The organism is Alteromonas lipotrueiana (assembly GCF_019249245.1).
In the GTDB taxonomy this organism is placed as follows: Bacteria; Pseudomonadota; Gammaproteobacteria; order Enterobacterales; family Alteromonadaceae; genus Alteromonas; species Alteromonas lipotrueiana.
The window spans coordinates 1-13034 of record NZ_JAESDK010000014.1 but is presented as its reverse complement, the minus strand read 5'-3'; the positions used below and the strand labels follow the sequence as shown (position 1 = coordinate 13034).

The 13034-nt window shown below is 46.2% G+C and carries 7 protein-coding genes and 2 rRNA genes; 3 read left to right on the top strand and 6 right to left on the bottom strand.

Going from position 1 to position 13034, the window contains the following annotated elements; all coding sequences use genetic code 11:
* Window positions 1-21: 21 nt before the first annotated feature.
* Both JK130_RS10425 and JK130_RS10420 read right to left on the bottom strand, forming a co-directional pair.
* Entirely contained in the window at window positions 22-3132 is a 3111-nt protein-coding gene (locus JK130_RS10425; RefSeq protein WP_218354261.1) for an efflux RND transporter permease subunit, read from the bottom strand.
* A 27-nt stretch (window positions 3133-3159) separates the two neighbouring features.
* The gene (locus JK130_RS10420) at window positions 3160-4305 is read right to left on the bottom strand and encodes an efflux RND transporter periplasmic adaptor subunit (protein ID WP_218354260.1); all 1146 of its coding nucleotides are present in this window, start codon (window positions 4303-4305) and stop codon (window positions 3160-3162) included.
* 109 nt (window positions 4306-4414) lie between these two features.
* Between JK130_RS10420 and JK130_RS10415 the strand changes: the two genes are divergently transcribed.
* Window positions 4415-5038 carry a TetR family transcriptional regulator gene (locus tag JK130_RS10415; RefSeq protein WP_218354259.1) on the top strand — a complete coding sequence of 208 codons (624 nt, stop codon included), beginning with the start codon at window positions 4415-4417 and terminating at the stop codon, window positions 5036-5038.
* A 22-nt stretch (window positions 5039-5060) separates the two neighbouring features.
* Here the strand turns inward: JK130_RS10415 and JK130_RS10410 are convergent, their stop codons facing one another.
* A complete protein-coding gene (locus tag JK130_RS10410) occupies window positions 5061-5687 on the bottom strand; it encodes a DNA-J related domain-containing protein (protein ID WP_218354258.1) in 627 nt (208 codons plus the stop codon).
* Between the two features lie 114 nt (window positions 5688-5801).
* On the opposite strand from JK130_RS10410, the gene JK130_RS10405 reads away from it, so the two are divergent.
* The gene (locus tag JK130_RS10405; RefSeq protein ID WP_218354257.1) at window positions 5802-6524 is read left to right on the top strand and encodes a DUF1499 domain-containing protein; all 723 of its coding nucleotides are present in this window, start codon (window positions 5802-5804) and stop codon (window positions 6522-6524) included.
* 475 nt (window positions 6525-6999) lie between these two features.
* Entirely contained in the window at window positions 7000-8457 is a 1458-nt protein-coding gene (locus tag JK130_RS10400; protein WP_218354256.1) for a catalase, read from the top strand.
* Window positions 8458-8626: 169 nt separating this feature from the next.
* On the opposite strand, the gene JK130_RS10395 is transcribed toward JK130_RS10400, so the two are convergent.
* The 3 genes from JK130_RS10395 to JK130_RS10385 form a co-directional block, all read right to left on the bottom strand.
* The gene (locus JK130_RS10395; RefSeq protein ID WP_218354255.1) at window positions 8627-9433 is read right to left on the bottom strand and encodes an EAL domain-containing protein; all 807 of its coding nucleotides are present in this window, start codon (window positions 9431-9433) and stop codon (window positions 8627-8629) included.
* Window positions 9434-10901: 1468 nt separating this feature from the next.
* Window positions 10902-11017, bottom strand: a 5S ribosomal RNA gene (gene rrf, locus JK130_RS10390).
* 301 nt (window positions 11018-11318) lie between these two features.
* Window positions 11319-13034 (bottom strand): 23S ribosomal RNA (locus JK130_RS10385); the annotation flags it as partial.

Sequence of the window (13034 nt, the reverse complement as noted above, 5' to 3'; positions counted from 1 at the left end):
CTTTTACATCAGACATACCGTTTATTTATCTTTATGGCTGTGTTCTTTATGAAACAAGCGTTCGACCGCTACATAGAACATTGGCACAAAGAAAATCGCCAGGAACGTGGCTGCCAGCATACCGCCCATCACGGCAATACCTATGGCGTTTTGACTGGTCGCCCCTGCGCCGCTGGCTAAGGCTAGTGGCGTAACCCCTAAGATAAATGCCATAGAAGTCATTAAAATAGGACGAAAGCGTTGTTTGGCAGCAATGGCTACTGCATCCATCAAGTCGGTTCCTTTCTCAAGCTCTTCTTTAGCAAACTCTACGATCAATATTGCATTTTTGGCCGCCAGACCTACCGTGGTCAAAAACGCCACTTGTAAATACACATCGTTGGGCAGACCAAACAAGAAAGCGGCCACTACTGAGCCCAAAATACCCAGTGGCACCACCAGCATAACGGCAAAAGGTACTGACCAGCTTTCGTATAATGCAGCCAAACATAAAAATACGACCAAAATAGAAATTGCATACAGCATAGGCGCTTGGGAGCCTGCGGCTTTTTCTTCAAACGACAACCCTGACCAGGCTAAGTCAAAACCCTGGGGTAATTGCTTCACCAGTCGTTGCATTTCATCCATAGCTTCACCGGTAGACACGCCCGGCGCCGGACTGCCCTGTACATTAACCGACGATATGCCATTGAAGCGCTCTAACTTTGGTGAGCCATATTCCCAGCTAGAGGTAGAAAAAGAGCTGAATGCCACCATTTCACCGGCTTTGTTGCGCACATACCAACTGTCGAGATCTTCTGGGTTCATGCGATACGGTGCATCAGCTTGCATATAAACCCGCTTAATACGCCCATCATCGATAAAGTCATTTACATAGGCTGAGCCCCAGGCCAGTTGCAACGAATTATTAATATCGCTTAGTGACACGCCCAGTGCCGCCGCTTTCTCGTTGTCGATATCAATTTTAAATTGGGGCACATCGCTTAAACCATTGGGCCGCACACCGTTAAGTTTGTCTGATTGCGAAGCCATACCCAATAACTGGTTACGGGCATTCATTAAAGCTTCGTGTCCTTGACTGGCACGATCGACTAACTGCATATTAAAGCCCGTAGCATTGCCCAGCTCACGAATAGGAGGCGGCATAATCGGAAAAGCCTGGGCATCTTTTATCTGACTGAATTGTTTAAAGGCATCCTGAAGAATAGCAAACGCACTTTGCGATTCATCACGCTCGCTCCAGTCATTCAAATGCACAAAGCCCATGGCAGCATTTTGCGCCGCGCCGGCAAAACTAAAGCCTACAACAGTAAATAAGTCGTGGGTTACATCACCTTTTTCTTCTAAGAAAAATTCTTCAACTTCTTTTACCGACTCTAAAGTACGCTCAGCGGTAGAGCCTGGCGGAGTACTAAGCAGTACCATCAAGCTGCCCTGATCTTCGTTAGGTAAAAACGCCCCTGGTAAACGCATAAAAATAAACACCATGCCGGCAACCAGTACCCCATACACCGCCAGATACCGCTTAAATCGGTGCGCCATATGGGTGGTTGCACGCTGATAACGATCACGCCCTTTATTAAAATTGCGATTAAACCAACCCGCGAAGCCTTTATCCCGGTTTTTTTCCGGATCGTGCTTTTTGAGCAATGTTGCACATAACGACGGTGATAAAATAATGGCCACCAATACCGAGAAGGCCATGGCCGATACTATAGTGATTGAAAATTGTCGATAAATAGAACCGGCTGAACCGCTGAAAAATGCCATCGGAATAAATACCGTAGAGAGCACCGCCGCAATTCCTACCAAAGCACTGGTAATTTGTCCCATCGACTTTTTAGTGGCTTCTTTGGGGGATAAACCTTCTTCTTCCATGATACGTTCAACATTTTCCACCACCACAATGGCATCATCCACTAACAAGCCAATAGCCAGTACCATAGCAAACATAGTCAGCACATTTATGCTAAAGCCAAACGCATACAGCACCGCAAAGGTGCCTAACAACACAACCGGTACAGCAATAGTGGGGATGAGCGTTGCTCGCCAGTTTTGCAAAAACAGCAGCATGACTAAAAAGACCAGTACCACCGCTTCAATTAAAGTTTTTACTACCGACTCAATAGACAATTCTATAAAGGGCGAAGAGTCGACCGGGTAAACCACTTCTACGCCATCAGGAATTTGTCCGCCTAATTCGGCAATTCGCTGTTTAACCCGCTCTATGGTATCCAGCGCGTTAGCGCCAGAGGCCAAACTAACGGCCATGCCCGACGCAGGCTTGCCTTTATAGCGGGTAATATAACCGTAGGTTTGCGAGCCCAGTTCAACACGTGCTACATCTTTAAGACGCACCTGTGAACCATCGGTATTAACCCGTAAAATAATATTCTCAAAATCTTCAACCGTTTGTAGCAACGATTGCGCCTGAATAGTGGCATTAATTTGCTGGTTATCTACCGCCGGCATGCCGCCGAGTTGCCCGGCTGACACATCCGTATTTTGAGTTTTCAGCGCTTGCTGTACATCTACCGGCGTCAGATTAAAGCTATAAAGTTCATTAGGATTAAGCCACACGCGCATCGAACGTTGGGCACCAAAGACACGAACACTGCCGACCCCGTTTACTCGCGATATAGGATCTCGAAATTCAGATACCAGCAAATCACTTAAATCAAACTGCGACTGTTTTTCATCGGTTGAATAAAAACCGATGACCAGTGCGAAGGCATCGTTAGACTTGGTAACCGTGACACCTTGTTGTTGTACAGAGGCTGGCAATAACGATACTGCGCTTTGAACTTTGTTCTGGGTTTGCACCTGGGCTGTGTCTGGGTCGGTGCCCGGCTCAAAGGTCAGGGTAATTGACATACTGCCGCGCTGAGAGCTGGAAGAAAAATAACGCAGATTATCAATACCGTTAAGATTTTGCTCTACAACCTGTGTCACTGAGTTCTCGACACTTTTGGCAGAAGCCCCAGGATAGCTGGCATTGATAGAAACCGAAGGCGGAGCGACCTTCGGGTACTGCTCAATTGGCAAGTTGTTAATTGCCAATACCCCAGCAAGCATAGTGATAATTGCCAAAACCCAGGCAAAGACGGGTCGATCAATAAAAAAGCGTGCCATAGATACACATTCCTGCCAGTTAGTGGTTTAGCGCCCTTGCGAGCCTTGCTTCCAGGGTTGGGGGGTAACCTGTGCGCCAGGCTTTACCTTTTGGTAACCTTCAATGATAACGCTATCACCGCTTGATACACCGGCGGTTACCAAATACTGACTTTGATAGCTTCGAACTACCTCAAGCGTGCGGGCCTGCACGGTATTGTTGGTGTCGACCACATAAACCATTAATGAGCCGTCTTGCTGACGCATCGTTGCACGCTGTGGTACCAGCAGTCCCTGCTTTCGCGATTTGATCACATTGGTTTTAACAAACAAACCTGGCATCAGTACGCTATCGGGATTCGGAACCACGGCGCGCAGCGTTACACTTCCCGTACTCTCATCCACGGTCACTTCTGAGAATTTTAATGTCCCTTGTTTTTCGTAAAGCGTATCGCTGGCTTCGTCCAGTACAATCTCTACCGGCATTGCATTGTTGCCCTGCATAGAGCGACGTAATTCTACAATAGCTTTACCCGAGTTTTGCATATCAACAAACACAGGATCCAGCTGAGTAATCGTGGCCAGCTCCTGAGACTGATTGGCAGTGACCAGTGTGCCTTCGGTTACGTACGAGCGGCTAATTTGTCCGTTAATAGGTGCATACACCTTGGTATAGTCTACGTTTACACGGGCCAGCTCTATCGCTGCCTGAGCCACCGCAATTTGAGCATCGGCCTGATCGGTTTGCGCCACAACATCATCGTATTCCTGTTCGCTGACCGAATTTCTGGATAATAAATCTTTGTATCGTGTTTCTTTGGCCTTTAGTGTCTTTAAGTTTGCCTCAGCACTTTTCAGATCGGCTTTGGCGCTGGCCAGCTCAGCTTTATAACGCGCATCATTAATTTGATACAACTGTTGGCCTTTTTCTACGACAGCGCCTTCTTCAAACAGGCGCTCCGTAATAACGCCTGCAACCTGCGGACGAACCTGCGACTGCTGAAACGCAGTAACCCGACCAGGTAGTGACAATATATCCGGCACCGTCGTCGATTCTATAGACACCACCGACACCGCCGTAGCCGGGGGCTTTTGCTGCCCCTGCTTCGCCGACTCTGATTCAGGCTCTGGTGAGCAGCCCGCCAAAATCACGGCCGACACAATTGCCGCCAACGACAAAAAAATGTGCTTCATAGTATTTGTTTTCCCGAATATACGCTGGACAAAATGATTCTGAACCATTAACGTCATAAAGATACGTTCTTGTATGTATGCTGTCAAATTGAAGCGGAAGTTACCTATTATGCGTCGAACCAAAGAAGAAGCTGAACAAACCAAACAAGCTATTCTTGAAGCTGCTATTAATGTGTTTTTTGAACGGGGAGTAGCCAAGGCCTCGTTAGAAGAAGTGGCCAGGGCGGCTGAGGTCACCCGGGGGGCGGTATACTGGCATTTCAAAAATAAGGTTGAGATATTCGAAGCATTACATGAAAAGCTTCATACGCCCTTTATCGAACAAATTCTTGAAGGGCTTGAAGTTGACCACCCCAACCCCGTTGAACAGCTTCAGCATATCTGTACTACCTTAATTTTAGCATTAGAAGAAGACGAGCAGTTACGTAAAGCAATACAGTTGTTTATGTTCAAATGCGACTATTCAGGTGAATTAGCATTTTGCAAAAATCGTTTTAATGTAAAAAAACAAGAAAAACTTAAAGCGTTTGAAGCGTATTTTGAAAAAGCGCAGCGACAACAAACCCTGCCTATGTCAGCAGACCCAAGAATGCTGGCGTTATCGGTAAACTGCTTTATTCGGGGTGTGGTAAGCGAGTACCTTGATTCTCCCCGCCAATTTACGCTAAAGCAGGACGTTCCTCCTATGATGCAGCTTTTTTTCAAAAGTATTTTACAGCCCGCTGCCAGCTAAAACAGCAGTATCAATATATTGACTATACTGCGTTACTATTTACTTTAAGCAGCAATTGATAGGCCTGAGTAAGCTGCTGAGTGGACTGATGATCACCGCCCTTGTCAGGGTGGCACTGATGCAGCAGTTTTCGATATTGCTGCTTTAGCATAGCAGTATGCTGCCACTGAGTTTCATTCAATTGTAAGATGCGAACAGCATCATCAATATCAGTCCGGGTTATGGTTTCTGGCAGTGTGAACATCTTTTGCCAAAAATTATCTAACATAACCGCAATGTCTGAGCTTGCTGTTTGTACAAAATTGTCCCAGTTTAAATAATAACTTTTTAGTGGGGTGGCAACAGCGGGTAGCTGCACCTGTGTCGGCTCAGTATATGTGCTTAAATGGATACGCAATGCACTGACCGTTAAGTTTTCACCCTTTTGACTCCATTCCTGCTGAAGCAGGTATAAACAATGAAACAGCAAAAAATGAGTTTGAAACAGGGTCAGGTTTTCGCGCAGCGCCTCAGCGTCAAAAATAAAGTACGGCGCACCTGACAGCTTGCGTATCAATTGATATTCAGAGACCCCTTCACGTAGTAATGGGCGCTCTGTATAAACAGCTTGTTTGAGTACCTGAAGCAGTGGATGATCGCTTTTGCTCACAAAATATCCTATTTACGTAGCTTAAAATAAAGCTTAGTTTTACATTACAGGAAATAAGTACCTGATTGCTTTAATTTCACTAAAATATTAACAATAAAAAAGAAGGAACATCATTTGAAATTTTTAGTTGCGCTAACCAGTATCATCGGATTCTTGATGGTTGTTTTAGCAGGTCCTCTTTACCAGTTTGCTGGTATGGAGTTAAATATGTCGTTTACGCTACTGCGGTATGGGGTTTATATTGGTGGCGCTGCGCTGGTGCTTATTCTTTTACAAGTATTGTTCGTACGAAAAAATATCCGTTGGGGGGCCACGTTTGTTTACGCCATTCTGGCATTAATTACTATCGGCATGCCGCTAAGTATGATGAACAAAGTCAAATCGGTTCCCCCTATTCATGACATAACCACTGACGTTAACAATCCGCCCATGTTTGATGCGATCATTGAGCTTCGTAAAGACGCCCCTAACCCGGTAGCTTATGAAGGTGGGGAGATTACAAAGCAGCAATTAGATGCTTACCCTGATTTAAAAACTCAAGTATTTGCCGCCTCTATCAGTGAGCTTTATCCACATGCGTTAAGCACTGTAAAAGATTTAGGCTGGGAGATAGCTGCAAGCAATACAGAAAACCACACGATTGAAGCAACTGATACTACGTTGTGGTTCGGCTTTAAAGATGATGTGGTAATACGACTTACCACCCAAGGCGAAAAAACACTAGTAGATGTACGCAGCAAGTCACGGGTAGGTGGTAGCGACTTAGGCAAAAATGCTGAGCGTATTAATACCTTTTTTGAAACCTTACGTGAGCGTACGAATTCTCCTGCTAACTAACCTCAGTTAAAAACTGAGATAAGTTTTTTTAGAAGCGTATTGCAGGCTCAATAAAGAGCCTCTGGTTTTGCAAGGGTAAAGTCATCCGGGTAAACCTTTGCAAAAATTGATTAATGGTGTACTAACATGACCGTTAGTACACCATTAATTACCTACCTTTTCCTATCTTATATCCAATTAAAATGTTTATCGGCAACGAGCGTGCCTGTAAGGCTCACCGTTCTTAGCCATGGATATGAGGCTCAAGAGCCTGTCTTTAGGTTTCGTTCGCCTCCCCCTGTCTTTTTAGTCCTTTCGCAGTTAATCACAAATTATCATCGCTTATTTAATTTCATTCGAAATATCGATTAGGATAGCTTAAATAGATTATAACAATTGAATCAATGTTTTTTGATTCAAAAAAACTATGGTTTATTCTAGCTGCGCATTAAGGGGCCAGAGCTTTTTGGTGCTACGACAGATGATGGAGGAATGTATGTCGAATAAACGTTGTCCAATGACTACCAGTGCAGGGGCCCCCGTTGCCAATGATAATCAAAGCCGTACGGCCGGTGCTCGCGGACCGGTAACCTTTGATAATCATTACCTGTTTGAAAAACTGGCCCACTTTAACCGGGAGCGTATCCCCGAACGTGTTGTGCATGCTCGCGGTAGCGCAGCTTACGGTACCTTTACTCTGACCAAAAGCTTACACAACTATACTGTGGCCGATTTTTTACAGGAGCCTGGTCAGCAAACTGATATCTTCTTGCGCTTCTCGACAGTGGGCGACGGCCAGGATTCCAGTGATTATGCTCGGGATCCTCGTGGTTTTGCGCTTAAATTTTATACCAACCGAGGTAACTGGGATATTGTAGGCAATAACACCCCGGTATTTTTTCTGCGTGATGGAATAAAATTCCCAGACTTTATCCATAGTCAGAAGAAGAACCCAAGAACGAATTTGCCCGACCCCCAGGCTATTTATGAGTTTTGGGCGAACAACCCACAGTCGCTACACCAGTCGACCATTTTGATGTCTGACCGGGGTATTCCCTTGTCGTATCGTCATGTAAATGGCTATAGCTCTCACACCCTTAGCTTTTGGAACGAAAAAGGCGAGCGATTCTGGGTTAAATGGCACTTTAAAACCAATCAGGGCATCAAAACCCTGACCAATGAAGAAGCAGCCACCCGACCGGCGTTCGGCGCGCAGCAGGATTTGGTCGAAAGCATAGACAAAGGTGAGTTCCCGTCATGGACGGTGAATGTGCAAATTATGACCGAGGAAGAAGCAAAAAATTATCGAATTAATCCGTTTGATGTAACAAAGGTATGGCCACACAGTGATTATCCGTTAATTGAGGTGGGGCAGCTTGAACTTAACCGTAATGTAGATAATTTCTTTGCCGAAAATGAACAAGCGGCATTTGCGCCAAGTAATGTGGTACCGGGTGTGGGTGTATCACCTGATCGGATGCTACAGGCTCGCCTACTGGCGTATCAGGATGCCCACCGTTACCGGATTGGCGCAAACTACAACCAGATTCCGGTAAATGCGCCGCGCTGTCCGGTACATAACTATCAGCGCGATGGTGCCTTTGCTGGCATTACACCAAGTATTGCAGGTAGCGGAGCCAACTTTTATCCAAATAACCGTGGTGATAATGGGGCGCCTGTTGAAGTGTCTGAGGTCCAAGAGCCCCCAATGGCACTGGAACACAATGCCTGGTTAGATATTTACGATAACCGGGATGAGGATAACTTTAGCCAGGCTGGTGATTTATTCTGCATGATGAGTGAAGATCAGAAAAATCAGTTGGTAAATAATATTGCCGATGGGTTAAGCCAGTGTACGCTGGATGTTCAGCAAGCCATGTTTGAACAATATGACAATGCCCATGCAGACTATGGAAAATGTGTGAGACAAGAAGTACTCAACCGCCTTGGGTGAGATTTACAAAACATGCCAGACTACACTACGTAACGCTTGATAATTGAAAAATTAGCTCGGCAGCAAAGCCGGGCTAGTTTATATAACAGTAAGAACAGTGCTCAGTTAACTGCGCTTTTCCAATGTGCTGTTGAATAAATTTGTGTACGAGCAGATAACGTTTAATGCGTTAACAGAATAATTCTAACGCGACTGTTTCAAAGGATTCGAACTGGGGTTTACTAAAGAAATAGCCTTGTTGTTTAACCACCCCCATTTCGGCCAATGTGTCCCTTTCCGCTTTTGTTTCGACCCCCTCTGCCAGTACATCAATATCAAGCTGCCGACACAACGAGGTCAGGGTACTAACGATAGCTTTCTTTTTATGATTTTTGTCTATATCTCTAATCAGGTGCATATCAATTTTTATACTATCTGGAGACAGATCTGCCAGCCAGTCTAGATTAGCGTAGCCTGAGCCAAAATCATCAAGAGCAGTGGCAAAGCCCATTTCTTTGTAATAATCAATGATACGCTGCAAATGCGCGGTATCGGTTATATGGGCGCTTTCGACCACTTCGAAAGTAATCCTGGACAATGGAAAGCCGTATTTTTGCGCCGCTTTCAGGGTCGTTTTTATACATATATCCGGACGGTATATGGCGCCGGGCATAAAATTAATATTGAGTCGTTCCTTAATATCAGCTTCAGCTGCTAAGGCGATCGCTTTAACTCTGCATGCCTGATCAAAGCGGTAAATATATTCTGCTTTCACTTTCTCAATAATGGTATAAGCCGGCTCATTATTTAACCCACGTACCAAGCCTTCATACCCTATTACTTTACGATGCTCCAGATCCACTAAGGGTTGAAAAGCCATTGTAAAATCGAAAGGGAGCGCTTCGCCATTCCGGCACCCCTCACACGGTAATTCATTGGCATTCTGCTCAATAATATACAAAGGGAGTTCACTTGCTGATACGTTTGAAAATTTCATGGTGCCTTTTAAAATTTAATTTTATACGTTTAAAACAAGCCATTCTTACCTCAAAAGACCAAAGTTGATGTTTGCAATCGGCCATCAAGTAGTGTGAGGGTAAGCACATGTCCATTTGCGAAAGCGACGAAATCTTAATAGCAGATACTTTTCTTTTGCAATTTTAACTAACTTCAAGTGGAGCGGTTGCAGGCGTTTAGCTTCTGTTAAACCACTAGCCAGGCCTTGAAACAGATAAACTTAAGTGCATTTCTGGCAGCTTTTATTCTGAATAATATTAATTCACCCTACAATAGATCTCATCTTTGAAAGTCCCTATTGAGGAGTGAATATTTTATTATACGAATTAAAAGATATAACTTTTTATAAGCACCTTAAACCCTACTACACCGAAACTCTTTTTATAAAAATATTCTAATATAGTGCCTGTGCTAACCATTATGTTTCGTAAGTGACTATAAGTGACTATGTCAGTGATTTACGGCCGGCTAGGAGGAAGGAGTGAGGCGTCGGTTTGCAACGCAAATTTAAGGTGACTTAACGTCACCTTAAAAGGAACGAACGTGCGTACAGGGTGGACACGGAAAGAAGTGAATGAATAGTTTCATTCGCGCCGTGGGAACGCCCCGAGCTCTGCAAGGGGCTGGACCGGTTTACCGGTACGCCCCGGCATTAACCAACATAGATGTTTCCGAAGGCGCAGCGCAAATATCTGATGGGTTAGTTTTCCCATGGGATGAGCACGCCAGTGCGCTTCTGAGTAAAAGGGCTATCCGCAATAGTCAAATAACCCTAATAAAATTAGTAAACAACAGATACAAAAAGCGCCACCCTTTCGCATAGTTCTCGCTGAGAAACAGTTTTTCTTTGAATGAGGAGCTCCGTAGCCGGCAAGGGACAGTGTGCTACTCTCACATGGGGGTGAAGAGCGGTGAGCGTAACGAGCGAGGGGTTAGGTTTCCCATGTGATGGAGCACGCCAGGGCTCTTCTGAGTAAAAGGGCTATCCGCAATAGTCAAATAACCCTAATAAAATTAGTAAACAACAGACACAAAAAAGGGCCACCCTTTCGGATGGTTCTCGCTGAGAAACAGTTTTTCTTAGAATGAGGAGCTCCGTAGCCGGCAAGGGACAGTGTGCTACTCTCACATGGGGGCGTAGGTTGACCGAATGTCCTCAGACATTCGCAGCAACCGGAGCGGCTCGCCATGGAGGGCGAGACTGGTGGCTGTACCAGGGATGGGTGAGGCTCCGGTTTGCAACGCAAATTTAAGGTGACTTAACGTCACCTTAAAAGGAACGAACGGGCGTACAGGACGTACGTCCTGGCACTAACCAACATGGATGTTTCCGAACGCGTAGCTCAAATATCCGATGGGTTAGGTTCTGTATGCAAGAGTGGCGCAGCTATGCTGCGCATATACGAAAAAAGCCCACTCAAATGAGTGGGCTTTTTCGTGTGATGGGAGCTTGGCGGTGTGCTACTCTCACATGGGGAATCCCCACACTACCATCGCCGCTAACGTGTTTCACTGCTGAGTTCGGAATGGGATCAGGTGGTGCCACGTCGCTATGGCCGCCAAGCAAAAAACTATCGTGCAGAATATCTTTTCATATTCTGCGCAAGGAGGACTATCGGTACGCTCAGTTGCGCGTCAAGTCAGCCTTACTTTTAAAACATAACAATTTGGGAAATCTGATATTCAATCAATCGGTGAGTAACTCAACTACTCTCACTTGTATAGCTTGTCTTTCAACAACCCTAAGCTCTACCCCTCTTTAGCGAGGATAAGATTTGTCAGCAAGCTCGCAGCTTGCGGTAAAACAAATCTTCCCGACCACTTGCAACGCAAGTGTCTGTAGGTAAAAAGCCGCTTCGGGTTGTATGGTTAAGCCTTTCGGGCAATTAGTACAGGTTAGCTTAACGCCTTACAACGCTTCCACACCCTGCCTATCAACGTTGTCGTCTTCAACAACCCTTCCAGACCTTAAAGGTCAGGGATGACTCATCTTGGGTTCGGCTTCCCGCTTAGATGCTTTCAGCGGTTATCCGTTCCGAACGTAGCTACCGGGCAATGCCATTGGCATGACAACCCGAACACCAGCGGTTCGTCCACTCCGGTCCTCTCGTACTAGGAGCAGCTCCCCTCAATCATCCAACGCCCACACCAGATAGGGACCGAACTGTCTCACGACGTTCTAAACCCAGCTCGCGTACCACTTTAAATGGCGAACAGCCATACCCTTGGGACCGACTTCAGCCCCAGGATGTGATGAGCCGACATCGAGGTGCCAAACACCGCCGTCGATATGAACTCTTGGGCGGTATCAGCCTGTTATCCCCGGAGTACCTTTTATCCGTTGAGCGATGGCCCTTCCATACAGAACCACCGGATCACTATGACCTACTTTCGTACCTGCTCGACGTGTCTGTCTCGCAGTTAAGCTAGCTTATGCCATTGCACTAACCTCACGATGTCCGACCGTGATTAGCTAACCTTCGTGCTCCTCCGTTACTATTTGGGAGGAGACCGCCCCAGTCAAACTACCCACCAGACACTGTCCACAATCCCGATAAGGGACCTATGTTAGAACATCAAACATACCAGGGTGGTATTTCAAGGTCGGCTCCACGCAAACTGGCGTCTGCGATTCAAAGCCTCCCACCTATCCTACACAAGTAGGTTCAATGTTCAGTGCCAAGCTGTAGTAAAGGTTCACGGGGTCTTTCCGTCTAGGTGCGGGTACACAGCATCTTCACTGCGATTTCAATTTCACTGAGTCTCGGGTGGAGACAGCGTGGCCATGGTTACACCATTCGTGCAGGTCGGAACTTACCCGACAAGGAATTTCGCTACCTTAGGACCGTTATAGTTACGGCCGCCGTTTACCGGGGCTTCGATCAAGAGCTTCGCTTACGCTAACCCCATCAATTAACCTTCCGGCACCGGGCAGGTGTCACACCCTATACGTCCTCTTTCGAGTTTGCAGAGTGCTGTGTTTTTAATAAACAGTCCCAGCCACCTGGTCACTGCGGCCCTCATCAGCTCAAGGAGCAAGTCCTATCACCAACAAGGGCGTACCTTCTCCCGAAGTTACGGTACTATTTTGCCGAGTTCCTTCACCCGAGTTCTCTCAAGCGCCTTAGTATTCTCTACCTGACCACCTGTGTCGGTTTGGGGTACGGTTCACATAATCATACGTTTAGAAGCTTTTCCTGGAAGCAGGGCATCAACAACTTCACTCCCTTGGGAGCTCGTCTCGTGTCTCGGCCTTAAGAACCCGGATTTACCTAAGTTCTCAGCCTACCCACTTTCACCTGGACTACCAACGCCAGGCTTGCTTAGCCTTCTCCGTCCCTCCATCACTGATTATACAAGTACGGGAATATTAACCCGTTTCCCATCGACTACGCGTTTCCGCCTCGCCTTAGGGGCCGACTTACCCTGCCCTGATTAGCATGGGACAGGAAACCTTGGTCTTCCGGCGTGGGGGTTTTTCACCCCCATTATCGTTACTCATGTCAGCATTCGCACTTGTGATATGTCCAGCAAACTTCTCAGTTCACCTTCGTCCACTTACACAACGCTCCCCTACCCAG